General features: G+C 70.9%; 14 protein-coding genes. 7 read left to right on the plus strand and 7 right to left on the minus strand.

The annotated features are described in order from the left end of the window. Positions 1-82 precede the first annotated feature (82 nt). Together AB0B28_RS14925 and AB0B28_RS14930 are read right to left on the minus strand one after the other, a co-directional pair. The gene (locus AB0B28_RS14925; RefSeq protein ID WP_360121041.1) at positions 83-874 is read right to left on the minus strand and encodes a pyrroline-5-carboxylate reductase dimerization domain-containing protein; all 792 of its coding nucleotides are present in this window, start codon (positions 872-874) and stop codon (positions 83-85) included. A 91-nt stretch (positions 875-965) separates the two neighbouring features. Then, entirely contained in the window at positions 966-1,472 is a 507-nt protein-coding gene (locus AB0B28_RS14930; protein ID WP_360121043.1) for a GNAT family N-acetyltransferase, read from the minus strand. A gap of 138 nt (positions 1,473-1,610) precedes the next feature. On the opposite strand from AB0B28_RS14930, the gene AB0B28_RS14935 reads away from it, so the two are divergent. The 6 genes from AB0B28_RS14935 to AB0B28_RS14960 all read left to right on the plus strand — a co-directional run bounded on the left by AB0B28_RS14935 (position 1,611) and on the right by AB0B28_RS14960 (position 9,356). Beyond that, entirely contained in the window at positions 1,611-4,451 is a 2,841-nt protein-coding gene (locus AB0B28_RS14935; protein WP_360121045.1) for a hypothetical protein, read from the plus strand. A gap of 118 nt (positions 4,452-4,569) precedes the next feature. Continuing rightward, a complete protein-coding gene (locus AB0B28_RS14940) occupies positions 4,570-5,628 on the plus strand; it encodes an ABC transporter substrate-binding protein (RefSeq protein ID WP_360121047.1) in 1,059 nt (352 codons plus the stop codon). A gap of 8 nt (positions 5,629-5,636) precedes the next feature. Further along, entirely contained in the window at positions 5,637-6,509 is an 873-nt protein-coding gene (locus AB0B28_RS14945) for a siderophore-interacting protein (RefSeq protein ID WP_360121049.1), read from the plus strand. Continuing rightward, on the plus strand, positions 6,506-7,546 hold the full coding sequence (locus AB0B28_RS14950) for an iron chelate uptake ABC transporter family permease subunit (protein ID WP_360121051.1): 1,041 nt from the start codon (positions 6,506-6,508) through the stop codon (positions 7,544-7,546). The genes AB0B28_RS14945 and AB0B28_RS14950 overlap by 4 nt, the downstream gene beginning before the upstream one ends. Beyond that, positions 7,543-8,574, plus strand: a complete 1,032-nt coding sequence (locus AB0B28_RS14955; RefSeq protein ID WP_360121052.1) for an iron chelate uptake ABC transporter family permease subunit — start codon at positions 7,543-7,545, stop codon at positions 8,572-8,574. The genes AB0B28_RS14950 and AB0B28_RS14955 overlap by 4 nt, the downstream gene beginning before the upstream one ends. Continuing rightward, a complete protein-coding gene (locus AB0B28_RS14960; protein ID WP_360121054.1) occupies positions 8,571-9,356 on the plus strand; it encodes an ABC transporter ATP-binding protein in 786 nt (261 codons plus the stop codon). Before AB0B28_RS14955 ends, AB0B28_RS14960 begins: the two co-directional genes overlap by 4 nt. Before the next feature lie 15 nt (positions 9,357-9,371). Here AB0B28_RS14960 and AB0B28_RS14965 read toward each other — a convergent pair whose 3' ends face one another. The 3 genes from AB0B28_RS14965 to AB0B28_RS14975 form a co-directional block, all read right to left on the minus strand. Next, a complete protein-coding gene (locus tag AB0B28_RS14965) occupies positions 9,372-10,817 on the minus strand; it encodes a PQQ-binding-like beta-propeller repeat protein (RefSeq protein WP_360121056.1) in 1,446 nt (481 codons plus the stop codon). 84 nt (positions 10,818-10,901) lie between these two features. After that, entirely contained in the window at positions 10,902-12,020 is a 1,119-nt protein-coding gene (locus AB0B28_RS14970) for a LacI family DNA-binding transcriptional regulator (RefSeq protein ID WP_360121057.1), read from the minus strand. 39 nt (positions 12,021-12,059) lie between these two features. Beyond that, positions 12,060-13,004, minus strand: coding sequence for an erythromycin esterase family protein (locus tag AB0B28_RS14975; RefSeq protein WP_360121059.1), 945 nt, complete (start codon positions 13,002-13,004; stop codon positions 12,060-12,062). A gap of 80 nt (positions 13,005-13,084) precedes the next feature. On the opposite strand from AB0B28_RS14975, the gene AB0B28_RS14980 reads away from it, so the two are divergent. After that, positions 13,085-13,825, plus strand: coding sequence for a TioE family transcriptional regulator (locus AB0B28_RS14980; RefSeq protein ID WP_360121061.1), 741 nt, complete (start codon positions 13,085-13,087; stop codon positions 13,823-13,825). Here AB0B28_RS14980 and AB0B28_RS14985 read toward each other — a convergent pair. Next, the gene (locus AB0B28_RS14985) at positions 13,815-14,696 is read right to left on the minus strand and encodes a hypothetical protein (RefSeq protein ID WP_360121063.1); all 882 of its coding nucleotides are present in this window, start codon (positions 14,694-14,696) and stop codon (positions 13,815-13,817) included. The genes AB0B28_RS14980 and AB0B28_RS14985 overlap by 11 nt on opposite strands. Positions 14,697-14,805: 109 nt before the next feature. Next, entirely contained in the window at positions 14,806-15,402 is a 597-nt protein-coding gene (locus tag AB0B28_RS14990; protein WP_360121065.1) for a helix-turn-helix domain-containing protein, read from the minus strand. Positions 15,403-15,415: the final 13 nt, after the last annotated feature.

The following is a 15,415-nucleotide window of genomic DNA, read 5'->3' on the forward strand; positions in this document are numbered from 1 at the left end:
AAGCGGTGTCAGCGCGAGGGAACGACGCCTGTCGATCCACCGTCAGCAGGGGTGTCGCGGCGCGGTGCGCGGCACCGGCCGGTCAGCCCTCGGCGAGCTCGTGGCCGCGTTCGGCCGCGGCCTCCACGGCGGCGGCGATCGTCTCGCTGACGCGCCCGATCCGAAGGGTCTCCAGCGCGACGTGCGTCGGCCCGCCCGCGGTCGCGACGCGTTCGAGGAGCGCGGCGGGCGGCTCGTGGGCGACCTGGAGGTTCAGGCACGCCCCGAGCAGCACCTGATCGACCAGGACCCGAGCGGCCTCGGCCTCCATCCCGCCGTCCACCGCGGCCCCGGTCAGCGCGTCGGCCAGTTGCAGCAAGGACGCGTGCCCGGCCCCGGCCACGGCCGTGACCAGGTCCATGAGGGATTCGTCCACGGTCACGGTGACCCCGAGGCGGTCGAACAGGTCCTCGACCTCGGTCAGATCGGTCCCCTCAGGCGCGGCCAGCGCCGTGGCGGCCTGCCGGGCCCGCGCGGCGATGCTGGTCATCCCCCGGACCACGACCGCGCTCTCGGGCAGCAGCGAGGACAGCACCGCGAGCGGCACGCCCGAGACGAGTGAGACCACGATGGCGTCCTCTTCGAGGTCGGGCGCGATCTCGGTCAGCAGCGGCACCACCGCGTCGGTCCCCACGGTGACGATCACGAGGTCCGCCTCGTTGACCGCGCTCGTGTTGTCGGTCCCGACCTCGACGCGGTACCGGTCCGCGAGCAGCCCCGCCCGCTCGGCGGGCAGTGTGGTGGCCCAGATCTGCGAAGGCGGCATCCCCGACTCCAAGAGCCCGGCGAGCACGGCCTCCCCGAGGCTCCCCACCCCGAGCAGCGCGATGTCCATACGTCCTCCATTCCACCCCTGAGAACCCGAAACTACGCAACCGCCACCCACCACGCCCAAGATCCCCGAAAAGTCGGCACGGGTGCGGGAGTCAGGGGCGCAGGGGGCGGGTGTACCAGTCGAGGAGGGTGCCGTCGGGTTCGCTGCGCTGTTGGCGAAAGGTGAAACCGGCGCGGAGGGCGACGGCGGCGGAGGCGGTGTTGGGCCTTTCGCAGCGGATGACGGCTTCGGTGCAGCCCAGGGAGGCGGCATAGGCGCAGGCGAGGCGGACGGCGCGGGTGGCCAGGCCCCGGCCGCGCCAGCGGGGGTAGAGGCCGTAGGCGAGGTTGGCCTGGCCGGGGGCGAGGTAGGGCTGGGCGACTTGGACGTCCATGGTGCCGGCGAGGTCGGGGACGCGGATGCCGAAGTTGCGCAGGGGCCCGGCCTCGGTCCATTGGCGTTCGCACAGTTCGAGGTAGGCGCGCAGCGCCGCGGGGGTGGAGGGGCGGCCGCTGAGCCAGCGGACCATGTCGGCGTCCTCGCCCGCGTAGTGGGCCTCGAAATCGGCGGTGCCGAGTGGAGCGAGGGTGACCGTGCCGTCGGTCAGCGGTGCGTCCATCGCAACAGCTTGGCGCACGGAGCGTGGCGGCGCAATACGAATCGCGAGTTCGCCTCGGATCGGGCTCGGGTCGTGTCCGACGGATTTCGTACACATGGCACACTGCTGGCAGCCCGCTCTCGCACATTTGGATGACGCATGACTGATACCGAGACCCTCCGTCGGCGACTCCACGACATCCACGCGCAGCTTCGCGGCGAGCCCCGGCTCGCGGCCCTGGAGGCGCATCTCGAAGCCGTCGACGCGCACGGCGACCGACCGCTGGTCAACGAGACGCTGGTCGAGCTCGTGAAGTCCTACGAGACCTCCCAGGACTCGACGCGGCTGCTGGTCCCGTTCGCGAGGCTCTCGCACGAGTACGACACCGCGCCGGAGCATTTCGACGAGGTCCTGGTCCGCCGTCTGTACTGGATCAGCAAGTGGGTCATCGGTCAGATGATCGACCACCCGGACGTGCCGCTGGCGACGATCGAGGAGTGGGTCGAGCGGCTGCACGCGCGGTACGCCGAGGCCGGGTACTCGCTGCACCCCGTCCACGAGGCCGAGCACTCGCTGGCCGAGCACATCGGCGACGACGCGCGCGCGGCCGAGGCCGCCGAGGCGATGCGCTCGACCGAACCGGACGACATGAGCAACTGCGAGGCCTGCCGGTGCTCCAAGCTCGGCTGGATCGCTTTGGACGACGGCGACGACGCGGGCGCGCTGGCGATCTGGGAGCCGATCCTCAATGGAGGGCTGCGCTGCCAGAGCCAGCCGCACGGGGCGCTGAGCGGGTCGCTCCTGGCGCTCGCGGCGCTCGGCGAGCTCGACCAGGCCCGGACCAATCACCTGTACGGGTACCGCATCAGCCGCGGCAAGGACGACATGGCGTCGATCCTCGCCCTCCACGTGCGGTTCTGCGCGCTCACCGGGAACGAGGCGCGGGCGCTGGAGATCCTGGCCGCCGAGCCGGGCCTGTTCGCGCCCGGGATCGCGCCGCGGAACCGGTTGAAGGTGCTGGAGACGCTTCAGATCCTTTGTGCGGCTTTGCTTTCGCGTGGGCTCGGCGCGACCGCGGTCCCCGGGCCGGAGCGTCGCGAGTGGACCGCCGAGAAACTGCACGACTGGGCGGACGCCGAGCGGTGCGCACTCGCCGAGGCGTACGACCAACGCAACGGCAACGAAGTCCAATCACGACAGTCGCAGGAGCGGGCGGTGCCGACGCGCACGTATCCGCATGTGCCGCTGGGACTCAGGCGCCTGCCCGAGCCGGAGAGGATCGTCGCGGCCGAATCCGAGCCCGCCGAAGGGACCGAGTCGCTGGACGCCGCTCTCGTGGCGGCCCGGGAATCCTCCCGCGAACTCAAAGACGACCGGGACGCGCGGTGGCGCGAGGTCGGGCGGCTGGCGGCGGCGCTGGGCGCCGACCTCGACGCCGAGGACGCCGCCGAGGTCGTCTACTTCGGCATCGACCCGAGTGCCGGTCGTGAAGCGGCGCAGGCGTCCGTGGACCGGGCGGTGGCACTGTTCACCGAGGCCGGGAAGCCCGGGCGGGCGCTCCAGGTACGGGCCTGGTACGCGGCGTGGCTCATCGAGACCGACCCGGGCGCGTACGCGGCGGCGGCCGCGCCGCTGCTCGAAGCCGCCGAGGCCCTCGCGGCCGAGGACGCCGAAGCGGGCGCACTCTCGTTGGCCTCGCTTCGCATCGGACTGGCGCACAGCGAGATCGCCCAGGACCGGGTGCCCGACTCCACACTGGTCGAGTCCCTGCGGGAGTCGGCGGCGGCGTTGGCCCAGAGCGAGGACCGCCGGGCACTGATGAACCGCGCGCAGATCCTGTCGATCCTGGCCAACACCGTCACCGAGCTCGACACGCGCATCGCCGCGTTCCAGGAGAGCTACGACTTCGCCGTGGCCTCGGGTCTCGATGTCGAGGTGTTCACCACCGCGGGCGTGCTGTCGTCCCTGCTCAGCTGGGCCGGGCGCCACGCCGAAGGACTGGAGGTCGCCGGAGCGGGACTGGCCGCGCGGTGGCCCGACTGCCCGCCGTTCCCGGTCGCGGCGCTGCACCTGACCGCCGCCGAATGCGCACTGCACCTCGGCGAGCCGGGAACCGCGGAGCAGCACGCGCTGTGGGCCGCGGACTTCTACGACCGCGCCGGCGAGCAGGGCTGCGCGGGCGTGGCCCGGCACCTGCTCGGCAAGACCTTGTCCATACAGGAGCGTTTCGACGAGGCGATCGTGATCCTCGAAGCGGCCCTTGAGGATCTGCCCGCGATCCCCGAGGAGTCCTGGCGGCTCGTGGACGCGCGGGTCCTGCTCGCCGAGGCCGGCGAGCGCTGCCGCGACAACGCCGCGGCGCTCGGCCACGTCCTGGAGGCCTTGCGGCTCTTGGACGAAGGGCAGGCGCACCCCGACCGCGCGATCCACGCGCGCGCCTCGCACCTGGCCGGGGAACTGCACATGGGGACCGACGACCCCGCCGCGGCCGTCGCGGCCTTCCGCCGGGCCGAGGCCGACTGGCGCGAGCTCGGCGGACTTCCCCAGGCCGCCAACTCGATCCGGGCCGCCGTGTGGGCCGGGGTCGAGACCGCCGAACCCGACCTCGACGCCGCGTCGGCCGCGATGAGCGCGCTCGCCGAGGAGCTGCGCGCCGAATGGCGGGCGGAGTCGGAGTACGAGGGCTACAGGCACGCGTGCCGGATCGAACTGATCAAGACCCTGACCCAGCACGCCCACCTGATCCGCCAACGCACCGCCGAAGCGCTCGCGATCGCCCTCGACGCCCTCACGGTGTCCGAGGAGGGCGAGCACCTGGCCGAGTTCGCGGTCCAGGCCGCGCACCGGGCGCTGAACCTCCACGGCGACAACGGGGATCTCGACGCGGCCGAGGCGCTGGCGCTGCGGGTCACCGAGCGCCTCGACCCGAACGAGCACGCCCACATGATCGCCGAGATCAGCCGCCACCTCACCCACCTGAGGCAGCACATCGACGCCTGAGCCCCCGGCAACCGCGGCCCGCGAGCGTCCTGCCTGATGGACCGCGAGCAGGGCCGCGTTCGCGAATGAAGATCACCATCCTCTAAGGTAAGGCTTACCTAAATGAGGAGGCAGATCGGTGATCCCCCGAACCTTCGTGCGCCGCACGGCGTCCGCGGCCCTGGCGGGCCTGACCGGGCTGGCGCTCGCCGCGTCGTGCACCACCGACGTGACCCCGCGGGCCGAGCCCGAGGAGCGCGAGGCGGCCCTCGACGCGCAGTGCGCCGACGCGGTGATCCCCGAGCTGCCCGAGCTCGAACCGCTCCCCGGGGGCGAGGGCACGCAGACCGTCGCGTCGCAGTTCGGGGAGGTCGAGCTGCCCGTGGCCCCGCAGGCGGCGCTCGGGATGTACACCACCGACGTGGACATCCTCATCTGGCTGCGGTATCCGCTCGCGAGCACCCAGCCGATCCGCGGCGACGGCGGGTACACCACGTTCCCGTGCTTCTTCCCGCAGGACGAGCTCACCGAGGTGTCGACCTTCGCGAACTACCCCGAGTACGACTACGAGTCGGTGCTGGTGGCCGAGCCGGACTTCATCCTCAACGGGCTCGGCTACGACCCCGACGTGGTCGAGCGCCTGCCCCAGATCGCGCCGACCTACAGCGTGAACGCGTTCGACGGCCAGTCGTGGATGAGCCACTTCGAGCAGACCGCCGAAGCGCTCGGGCGCGGCCAGTACTTCCAGGAGTGGAAGGCGATCTACGACGCGCGGGTCGCCGAGGTGCGCGCGCAGCTCACCGACCCGGCCGCGATCACCGTGGCCCCGGTCGGCTACTGGGACGACCAGTTCCAGACCGGCTGCTACTCCGGCGTCGAGTGCCAGGTCTTCGAGGACCTCGGGCTCACCGTGGCCCCCACCTCGCTGGAGAACGACCGCGAGGGCGAGGCCCTCAGCGGGGAGCAGCTCGGCCGCATGGACGGGATCGACTACGCGTTCATGATCCGCGGTCTCGGCGGCGACGAGGAGGCCCAGTTCCAGCGGCTCCTCGAAGAAGCCGCCGAGAATCCACTGTGGTCGGGCCTGGACTTCGTGGAGCAGGACGGCATCGTGGGCTACGAGATGGAGATGACGTTCGGCTCGCCCAGCGGGCAGCTCGCGTTCCTCGACGTGGTCGAAGCGGCGCTGGTCGGATGAGCCGGCCCATGCGAGTCATGCACGCCAAGGTCGCGCAGGTCGTGGACCTCACTCCGGCGTTGCGGCGCATCGTGTTCGGCGGCCCGAACCTGGTGGGCTACCCGACCAGCGGGGTCGGCGACGAGTACGTGCGGGTCCTGTTCCCGCTGCCGGGCGAGGACCGCCCGCCGCTGCCGGAGGTGGCCGGGGACGACCTCGACTACAGCACCGTGGTCGGCGACCGCATGCGCACCTACACGATCCGCGACGTCGACGCCGAACGCGGACTGGTCACTGTGGACTTCGTGGTGCACGACGGCGGCCTGGCCGCCTCGTGGGCGAGGGATGCGGCGATCGGCGACGTGGTCGGCATCAACACCCCCAAGCCCCTCTACGACCCGCCCGAGGGCCTCCAGTGGCAGGTCCTCGCGGCCGACAACGCGGGACTCCCGGCGGCGTTCCGCATCCTGGAGCTCACGCCCGAGCACGTGCGGACCCGGCTCGTGCTCGAAGTCGCCGAGGAGTCGCACAAGCTCGACGTCCCCGCGCACCCGCTGGTAGAGACCACGTGGGTCATCGGCGGCAACGGGCACGGCCCGAGCTGCCTCGACGAGGCCGTGCGAGGCCTGCCCCGGCCCGAGGGGACCGGGTACGTGTGGGTCGCCGGGGAGACCAAGACCCTGCGCGGGGCCCGCAAGCACCTGCGGCGCGAGCTCGGGCTCCCGGCCAGCGCGTACAAGGCGCTCGGCTACTGGACCGCCGACGCCGAGCGGTGGCGCGAGCGCTACGCGGCCTTGGACGAGGCGGTGCGCGACGAGCTCGCGGCGATGTGGGACTCCGAAAGGGACCCCGAGGAGATCGCGGACGAGTACGAGGACCGGCTCGACTCGCTGGGGCTATGACGACTGAGACAGCAAGGGCCGCAGTCGAGGCGGGCGTGCCCGATCGACGGCGCAGGCGGCTGCTCGGTCTCGCCGCGGCCGCTGCGGCGCTCGTGGTCCTGGTGCTGCTCAGTCTCGCGCTCGGCTCGAAGCCGCTGCCGCTCGGTGAAGTGGTGACCGCGCTGGTGCGCGACAACGGCGAGGCGCACACGATCGTGGTGGACCAGCGCATCCCGCGCACGGTGCTCGCGGTCGTGGTCGGGATCGCCTTGGCGGTGGCCGGGGCGCTCATGCAGGGGTTGACGCGCAACCCGCTCGCCGACCCGGGCCTGCTCGGGGTCTCGGCGGGCGCGGCGCTCGGGATGGTGACGGTGGTGCGGTTCGCGCCCGCCGCAAGCGATCTGGCGCAGGTGTGGGCCGCGTTCGGCGGCGCGGTCCTGACCGCGTGCGCGGTGTTCCTCATCGGCAGCATGGGCGGAAGGGGCCGGTCGCCGGTGACGCTGGTGCTCGCGGGTGTCGCGCTCGGCGCGGTGCTCCAGGGCATCGCGTCCACAGTGGTGATCTTGAACGCGGGTGTCTTCTTGACGATGCGCAGTTGGCAGGCCGGTTCGGTCGAAGGCCTCGGATGGTCCACTGTGGCTACGATCGCGCCGTTCGTGGGGGCGGGCCTGGTCTTGGCCGCTTACGCGGCGCGCGGGCTCAACGCCGTGGCGCTCGGCGAGGACCTGGCCACCGCGCTCGGCGGGAGCCGGGCGCTGACCCGGGTCGCGGTCATCGGGGCCGTCACGCTCTTGTGCGGTTCGGCTACGGCCGCAATCGGTGTGGTGTGGTTCCTCGGGATGATGGTGCCGCACGTGGCCCGGTGGATCACCGGGCCCGACCAGCGGTGGATCCTCGCCTACAGCTGTCTCCTGGGCCCGTCGCTGCTGGTCGCGGCCGACGTGGTGGGCCGCGTGGTGGTGATCCCCGACGAGATCCCGGCGGGCGTGGTCACCGCCGTCATCGGCGCGCCCGTACTCATCGCGATGGTGCGACGCAGGAAGGCGAGCGGCCTGTGAGGCGCTATATCGTGCTCCGCGCGGGCGAGGCGGCCTCGACGCGCTCGCTGCTGCGAGTCGCTCTGGCCACCATCGCGGTCGCGCTCGCGGCGATGGCGGCGGCGGTGATCGCGCTCGGCCTCGGCTCGATGCAGGTGTCCGCTGTGGACGTCGTCCGGGCGCTCGTCTCGGACGCGGGCAACGCGATCGAGACGGTGGTCGTCCAATGGCGGCTCCCCCGGGTCCTGCTCGGCCTGGTCTTCGGTCTGGCGCTGGGCCTGTCCGGCGCGATCTTCCAGTCGCTCACCAGGAACCCGCTCGGCAGCCCCGACGTGATCGGGTTCGACACCGGGGCCTACACCGGCGCGGTCATGTCGATCATCGCGGTCGGCGGCACGGCGCTGGTGATCCCCTCGGCGCTCGGCGGCGGGATCGCGACCGCGCTCGCGGTGTACCTGCTCGCGTATCGCCGTGGCGTGCACGGGTTCCGGCTCATCGTGGTGGGCATCGCCGTCACCGCGCTGCTCGGCTCGGTGAACACGTACCTGCTGCTCAAGGCCGAGCTGTGGACCGCGCAGATGGCCGCGATCTGGGGCGCGGGCAGCCTCAACGGACTCGACTGGGGCGACGCGCGCAACGGCCTGGCCGTCATCGGCGTGCTGCTCGTACCGCTCTTGTGGCTCGGGCGGCGGCTGCGGATGCTCGAGCTGGGCGACGACGCGGCCGCGGCGCTCGGCGTCAGGGTCGAACCGGTGCGGCTCGCGCTGGTGGTGGTCGGGGTGGCGCTGAGCGCGGTGGTCACCGCGCTGGCCGGGCCGATCACGTTCGTGGCCCTGGTCGCGCCGCAGTTGGCGCGGCGGATCACCCGGGCGCCGGGCGTCCAGTTGCTGCCTTCGGCGGCGATGGGCGCGTTCCTGCTCGTCACCTGCGACGCGTTCGCGCTCAACGTGCCCCCGCAGGCGCTCCCGGTGGGGCTGGTGACGATCATCCTCGGCGGCGCCTACCTCGTCTGGCTGCTCGTGGCGCAGTCTCGGAAGGAAATGCGATGACCCTCGAAGCCTCAGGCGTGACCTTCGGCTACCGCGACCGGCCGGTCGGCTCCGACCTCGACCTGACGATCGCGCCCGGTTCGTTCACCGCGATCGTAGGGCCCAACGCGTGCGGCAAGTCGACGCTGCTGCGGGTGCTGTCCCGGCTGCTCAAGCCCACCGAGGGCGTGGTGCTGTTGGACGGCAAGGCGATCGCTTCGATGCCGTCCAAACAGGTCGCCAAGCGCCTAGGTCTCCTGCCGCAGTCCTCGACCGCGCCGGACGGCATCACGGCCCAAGACCTGGTCGCCCGCGGCCGCTTCCCGCACCAGTCGGCGCTGCGGCAGTGGAGCCGCGCCGACGAGGCCGCGGTGCGCGGCGCGATGGCGGCCACCGGCACCACCGACCTGGCCGACCGCTTGGTGGACGAACTCTCAGGCGGCCAGCGCCAACGGGTGTGGGTCGCGATGGTCCTGGCGCAGGAGACCGAGCTGCTCCTGCTGGACGAGCCCACCACGTTCCTCGACATCGCCCACCAGATCGAGCTCCTCGACATCTTCGCGGGCCTCAACGACGAAGGCCGCACCATCGTCGCGGTCCTCCACGACCTCAACCAAGCCGCCCGCTACGCCACCCACATCGTCGCCATGCGCGACGGCACGATCCACGCCGAAGGCACCCCCGACGAGGTCATCACCCCCGAAACGGTCGAACACGTCTTCAACCTCCCCTGCAAAGTGGTCCCCGACCCGGTAGCGGGAACCCCCCTAGTACTCCCCCTCCCCCGAACCCCCCGCCGCTGAATCCTCGGTCCCGCGTCAAATGTCGTCCGGCCATGCGTGCCATTCGTTGCCGACGCGGGTGACGATGACGCCGGGGAGCGTGTGGGCGAACTGTCCAGGCAAGGAGATCGCTTCAGCGGTCGCGGTGTCGTATCCGATGACCCCGCCGAACGAGGCCCAGATCCGGTCGCCGGCAAGCCACGTGTCGGTGCCGAGGCGATAGCCCTCCCATCGCATCGCGCCGGTCTCGAGGTTCCACACGGCCGTCCGGCTCTCCGTCGAGTCCCAGTCGAGGGCCAGTAGCACGTTCCCGCTCGCGGCGATCGCGTGTGCGCTGACGTCGTCGTCCGACCACGCCTTCTCACCGGTCGCCACGTCGAGGAGGACCGGCCGACCGCTGATACTCACCGGCAGCAGCCCCTCAGAGGCGTCGAGGGGCGGCAGCGGCAGGCAGACCTCGCCTTCCTGAGGGGCGTCGACCCACTGCTCCCACACCGGAGAGAACGAGGCCGGCCGCACTTCGCCGAGTCGGTACGCGGCGATGTGCGCGGTGCAACCCGACGTCGGATTCTCGCGCTTGTCCCATTGGAGGATGATCAGGTCCTCGTTGACGCGGGCGTTCATCGGGTTGCGCCAGTTCGAGTCACTGGGGTCGGCGACGAGCTCGCCTGTAGCGGTGTCGAACACCGAGAAGGTGTTGTGGTTGCGCTCCGACATCGACAACGCGACCACGAAATGCTCCGGGAGCGGGCCGCCGCCGGCGAATCCGACGGGATCGGAATCGTCGGTCACGGCAGTGATTCCTCCCAAGCTGTAGTCCGTGTCGGTCTGCCAGAGGACCGAACCGTCGTTCACGTCTCTGGCGACGACGGCGGTGGGGAACTCGTCGAAGGGATCGTCCTGGTCGTCGACGACGAGCAGTACGACCTCCTCGAACACGGCCACCTCAAGGAGGTCCTCGGTCTGCCAGAGCGTCTCGCCGGTGGCCGCGTCCCGGGCAGTCAGGACACGCTCGAATCCGACCGATTCGGTGACGCTCGATTCGACCAGCACTACGTCACCGCTCAGATGAACGACGCCTTTCGCCCCGGAGGAGCTTGGTTCATTGATGGCCTGCGACCACACCGCCTCCCCATCGGCCTCGAAGTACACCTCATCCGCTGACCGCATGAGGAATCCCGCGCCGACGGCGGCGACGGCTTCGATCGTCCCTTGTGGCGTGACGGTCCACAGCGGCTCGCCTTCATATGGAACGGCGCTGTTGCCCAGGGGCGGAGTCGTCTCCACGTCGGCCGCACGCTCGGTGGTGGGGGCTTCTTCGGGCTGTTCGACGGCGAGATCGTCGTCGGAGCGATTGAACCAGAGGAATGCGACCGCCACTGCGGCGACGAGGCCGAGTGCCAGCGTCGAGCGCGCGATGGCGCGGACGCGCGGGTGAATCTCCTCGGACTGCTCTGCGGGGTCGGGGTGTTCGTCGCGCATGCGGCCTCTTTCGGGGTGGGCCGGGAAGGGGCCGGCGCAGGTATTTTACCCACGCGCGACGATCACGTGGGTCCCCATTGGAGTTCACTTGCGGGGGTCGGCGACTGATTCTCGGGTTACGAATTTTGTGGGGAGGAGGAGTTCGGTGCCTCCGGGGTTGCCCTCGATTTCGGCGTGGAGCATTTGGGCGGCGCGTTTTCCCATGTCGGACATGGGGCTTCGGATGGTGGTGAGGGCGGGGGCGGAGAGGTCGGCGCCGAAGATGTCGTCGAAGCCGACGATGCTGAGGTCGCCGGGGACGTCGACGCGGTGGTCGCGGCAGGCGCGCAGGAGGCCGAGGGCGACCAGGTCGTTGTAGGCGAGGACCGCGGTGACGCCCGCGGCCTTGACCTCGGCGAAGGCCTCGACGCCGCCGTCGCGGGTGGGCGCGGAGGTCTGGATCTCGACCACCTCCATGTCCATGTCGGCGGCGAGGTCGAACACCGCGAGCCAGCGCATCCCGTTGAGCCAGGAGGCCTCCGGGCCCGCGAGGTAGGCGATGCGCCGGTGCCCGCGACGGTGAAGCTGCTCGAAGGCCTCGGTGATCCCCGGGCGCACGTCGGGCACGACTCCGGACACCCCGGAGACGAAGCGGTTGACGGCCACCAGCGGCTTGACCGAGGCCAGTTCCTGGATCTGCGCGTCGTCGAGGCGCGAGGCCACGAGCAGCAGCCCGTCGACGGCGATCTGGAGGCGCTCGGCGGTGGCGCGTTCGAGCTCGGGCGACTCCTGCGAGTCGGCGAAGATGAGGGTCGAGCCGTGCTCGCGGGCAACGCGCTCGGCCCCGCGCAGCAGGTCGAAGTACACGGGGTTGGTGAGGTCGGAGACCAGCAGCGCGAGCGTGCCGGTCTTCCCGGTCGGCAGCGCGCGGGCCATCGGGTTGATGCGATAGCCCAGCTCAGCGGCGGTCTCGCGGATGCGCCGCTCAGTGTCGGCGCTGAGGCGCCCGGGCTTGTTGAGCGCGCGGGAGACCGTCGAGGGGCTCACGCCGCTGACCCTGGCGACGTCGTAAATCGTGGCCGGGCCCTTGCTCTTCGGTGTCGATCGACCCGTCTCTCCCACGCCGTTCCCTTCGAAGGATGCGAAACCGGGCCCGAGCGGCTGGTGGCGAGCGCGGGCACGGTGGCGGACCTGCCGATCGTATCCAGTCCCGGCCAGTCTCACGACACCGCGCAAGCGCTTTCGCGAAGAGGATTCGGCCGGTCAGAGCTTGAACTCAGCGACCCCGCCCTCCCCGAGGACGCCCTCGACGAATCGGTACCGGTCCCCCAGGAGCGACGCGACGATCGCGCCGGTGCAGTGCCACGCGAGTGCCATGCCCGCCATGCTCATTCGGCTCTCTTCGAGTTGCAGGTGGACGTTGTGGCCGTGGACGAGCGTCGGCCCGCGTCGCGCTTCCAGGTCGCGGATGTCGAGGAGGTTCCGGGCCATCGCCGCGTCGCGAACGGCCGAGAGCCGGGACCATCGGTCGCCCTCCTCGCCGGGGATCGCGGCCTGCCGGTGGTAGCGCAGGAGGTGGAGCGCGGCGTCGAGGTGGGCTTTGGCGCGGTGCCAGGCGGCGCGCGAAGTGGATCGGATGAGTTGCGGCGCTTCGGCGTAGAGCCGGTGGAGGAGATCGTCGGCGGTCGCCCGCAGTGCCCTGGCCTCAGGGGTGTCGCCCAGGGAGCGGGACGGGTCGGTGACCGCTTCGGTGCGGCTCCAGTCCTCGTCCTCGCCGAGCAACGGGTCCAGGTCGAGGTCGAGCCCCAGGTAGTCGCGGGCGTGTTCGAGGTAGCGGCGCGGACTGGCCGCGGTGAACTCCAGCGGCGCGTCGATGCCGTGGAAGGAGAGCCGGCCTGAGGGCTCGCACCGCTCGTTGTACTCGCGCATCCAGGCCACGAGCCTGCGATTGGCGTCAAACTCGCCGAACCCGTGCGTGAAGCCGGTCATGGCCTCGTCGAGGCTGCCGGTCCCGTTGCGCACGTAGTCGTCCACGGCGAACGCGGCGACGCGGTCGGTTTCGAGCGCGATCGAACGGAACCCGCTCGTGGCCAGGAGTGCGAAGAGGTCGTTGCGGGCGAGGCCGAAGGCCGGTTCGCGATGGTCGGGCTCGCCGAGGCCGACGACGTCATAACCATGCTTGAGGTGACCGTGCAGGTGCTGGATCATGGCCTCAAACGTATCGTTGAAAGAACGGTTGAGGTTTGCACCGGGTCCTGCCTGGAGAGGGCGCGCTAGAGTCGCAAACGATGGTGAACCTGCGTCCTTCCGACCTCGCGCGCGAGCACGGCCTCTCGACCCAGGCGGTACGCAATTACGAAAGGGACGGGTGCCTGCCGCCCGCCGCGCGCACGCCCGGCGGGCACCGCGTCTACACCGAGGTCCACGCGGCGGCGCTGCGGGCGTTCCTCGCGCTCACCCGGGCCTACGGGCACGCGACCGGGGTCGAGATCATGCACGCCGTCCATCGTGGAGACGACGACGGCATGCTGATGATCATCGACCGCGGGCACCAACAGCGGCTTCGGGATCAGAGCACACTCGAATCGGTACGGGCGGCCATCGGGAACCTGGAGTTCGACAACGAGTCCGAAGTGGACCACGCACCGTTCTCCATCGGCGAACTCGCACACCGCCTCGGCGTCACTCCGGCGACCATTCGCAACTGGGAAGAGGCGGACATCCTCTCCCCCGAACGGGACGCGGCCGGATACCGGCGATACGACGCCGCCGACATCCGCGACGCCGACCTCGCCCGGCTCCTGCGCCGCGGCGGATATCCCTTGGAGCACATCGCGACCGTGGTACACCGGGTCCGCGACGCGAGCGGCATCGAACCGCTCACCGAAGCCCTCGAAACCTGGCGGCAGCGCTTGACTCGCCAAGGCCTGGACGCGCTCGAAGCTGCCGCAACACTCAGCCGATACCTCGAAGCCCGACGCGGCTTCGGGCGCGAGCGCCCGAAGCCGCAGGAAACCGCTACTGAATGAGCAGCCAGGCGTGCACGACTTCGCCTGCGGCGGGCCAGCTGAAGGATTTCGTGCCGCCCCCGTCGCAGACGCCCTCCCACAGCTCCTCGCCGGACCGGAGCGTGACCATCGCGTAGGTGCACTTGCCGTCGGCGAGCGTGTCGGTCACGGTGCCCGTCACCGACACCAGATCACCGGAGCAGGTCAGGCGAGCGGTCATCTCGCCGCCGGGCTCACTGTAGGAGTCGCCCGTGCCGCACGGGGTGTTGCCGATGTATAGCGTCTCGGTCTCGTACTGGCAGTACACGATGAAGGTCCCCGCTCCCTGGCACTCGGGCGGCACTTCGACCCAGACCCACGGCTCCTTGGGGTCGATCTGGACCAGGAGGATGCTCATCTCGGCGGTCATGTGCCACGAAGAGGGCCAGGTGGCGTCGACGGTGGCGATGCTCTCGGCCGGGAAGCCGAAGTTCCCGTGGCCCGAGGGCGCGCGACGGAGGGGCTTGCCGTCGTGCGAGAGCAGCGCGGCCTCGGTGCCGATGTCGGTCTCGGGGTAACCGGTGGGCGGGAAGTTGCAGTCGGCGCTGAACCCGAAGGTCAAGTCGAGCTGGTAGGCGCCCTTGTCGGCGTAGTCCCAGCTCCAATCGCCGCCGCAGTAGCCGAGCGGGAGGTCGATGTCCTGGACGACGATCTCTCCGGAGGCGGTCGTGGTCGTGGCGCTCAAAGGCGCCGCGACGGCGCTGCCGAAGTCGATCTGGAGGCCTTCGAGCCCGGTGGGGGCCCCGATCACCGGCGCTGGGATCTCGTTCTCGGCTGCGGTCGCGGGCGATCCTATGAGGATCAGCACCGCCATTCCCGCCGCTCCCAAGAGAGCGTTGACGTTTCGTCGCATGCCCTGGTCCTTTCGTAGTCGGTGCACCGAGCATGTCGTGCACCGCTACGAGATCGCTACGAGTCGACTACGAAACGCATTCGAGCCCAACAGAGTCTGTTGTGGGCCTTCAGGAGAGGTACGGGGCCTCGGCTGGGAGGGGGCGGGCTGCTTCGGGGCGTAGGCCGTCGAGGATGAGGGCGAGGTAGCGGCGCCAGAGGTCGGGGGAGGCGTCGGGGACGTAGCCGGCGATGTAGTTCGGGGCGCACATCAGCAGGAACACGTCGGCGCCGGTGACGTCGGGCCGCAGGACGCCCAGGTCGCGGGCGCGACCCACGAGGGCGTCGACCGCGTCGAGCATGCGCTGGCGCGCGGCGGTGACCTCGGGGATCGATTCGCTTGCGGCGGCGAGGAACGAGAGGTCGCGTTCCTGGCGCTGCCGGGCCGCGGCCGTGAGGAATTCGCGCAGGGCGGCCTCTGCGTCGGCGGCGGCCAGGAGGCGTTCGCCCAGAGCGCTCAGCTCGGCCATGCGGTCGATGAGGATCGCCGCGATCAGGTCGTCCTTGGTCGCGAAATGCCGGAAGACCGTGCCTTTGCCGACGCCCGCGCGCGTGGCGATGTCGGCCACCGAGGCGTCCAGGCCGTGCTCGGCGAACTCGTCGGCGGCCGCGGCCAAGAGGAGGCGCCGGTTGCGGGCGGCGTCGGCACGTTGAGGACGGGCGGTCATGCGCCCAGCCTAC

Origin of the sequence: Glycomyces sp. NPDC046736 (assembly GCF_040645615.1) — a bacterium.
Classification (GTDB): domain Bacteria; phylum Actinomycetota; class Actinomycetes; order Mycobacteriales; family Micromonosporaceae; genus Glycomyces.

Bases quoted from the DNA above. Each gene is read 5' to 3' on its own strand.
- AB0B28_RS14925 (WP_360121041.1), bottom strand. From the start codon at position 874: ATGGACATCGCGCTGCTCGGGGTGGGGAGCCTCGGGGAGGCCGTGCTC.
- AB0B28_RS14930 (WP_360121043.1), bottom strand. From the start codon at position 1,472: ATGGACGCACCGCTGACCGACGGCACGGTCACCCTCGCTCCACTCGGC.
- AB0B28_RS14935 (WP_360121045.1), top strand. From the start codon at position 1,611: ATGACTGATACCGAGACCCTCCGTCGGCGACTCCACGACATCCACGCG.
- AB0B28_RS14945 (WP_360121049.1), top strand. From the start codon at position 5,637: ATGCGAGTCATGCACGCCAAGGTCGCGCAGGTCGTGGACCTCACTCCG.
- AB0B28_RS14950 (WP_360121051.1), top strand. From the start codon at position 6,506: ATGACGACTGAGACAGCAAGGGCCGCAGTCGAGGCGGGCGTGCCCGAT.
- AB0B28_RS14960 (WP_360121054.1), top strand. From the start codon at position 8,571: ATGACCCTCGAAGCCTCAGGCGTGACCTTCGGCTACCGCGACCGGCCG.
- AB0B28_RS14965 (WP_360121056.1), bottom strand. From the start codon at position 10,817: ATGCGCGACGAACACCCCGACCCCGCAGAGCAGTCCGAGGAGATTCAC.
- AB0B28_RS14975 (WP_360121059.1), bottom strand. From the start codon at position 13,004: ATGATCCAGCACCTGCACGGTCACCTCAAGCATGGTTATGACGTCGTC.
- AB0B28_RS14980 (WP_360121061.1), top strand. From the start codon at position 13,085: ATGGTGAACCTGCGTCCTTCCGACCTCGCGCGCGAGCACGGCCTCTCG.
- AB0B28_RS14985 (WP_360121063.1), bottom strand. From the start codon at position 14,696: ATGCGACGAAACGTCAACGCTCTCTTGGGAGCGGCGGGAATGGCGGTG.
- AB0B28_RS14990 (WP_360121065.1), bottom strand. From the start codon at position 15,402: ATGACCGCCCGTCCTCAACGTGCCGACGCCGCCCGCAACCGGCGCCTC.